This window comes from Halalkalibaculum sp. DA3122 (assembly GCF_043951865.1).
Taxonomy (GTDB): domain Bacteria; phylum Bacteroidota; class Rhodothermia; order Balneolales; family Balneolaceae; genus JAMQKA01.
Window position 1 is genome coordinate 1 of the sequence record NZ_JBINJF010000130.1, and the last position, 328, is coordinate 328.

The window sequence follows — 328 nt, forward strand, 5'->3', positions numbered from 1 at the left end:
CAAATGCGACTCCGCTTTTTTATTTTCTTACTATTTTCCCCGGACAACAGTGATTAGAAATGATGAATTTCGAAGGGGAGATCGTTTGAACGTGTCAAGCAATTGTTCCGATACCGGAAGAAGTGCTGTCTGACGAGGGAGCGAGCTACAAAATATACAACCTGGCCTTCCCGGCCTTGAATGGGGCGCGGAGGCCGAAGCAGGCGGGGGTGGATACCCTGCCGGTGAGGACTTTGATAGCGGGCAGCCGGCGTGACGGACCATCAACATCCACGCCTGCACAGGCTGCAGCGGGTGCCCCATTCACCGCCTTGAGTTTTTGGTTCCT

The 328-nt window shown here is 54.0% G+C and carries 1 protein-coding gene; it reads left to right on the forward strand.

Annotated elements, in window-relative coordinates:
• Nucleotides 1-122 precede the first annotated feature (122 nt).
• A partial coding sequence (locus tag ACG2F4_RS19480) for a hypothetical protein (protein ID WP_395262608.1) occupies nt 123-328 on the forward strand: 206 nt, incomplete at its 3' end.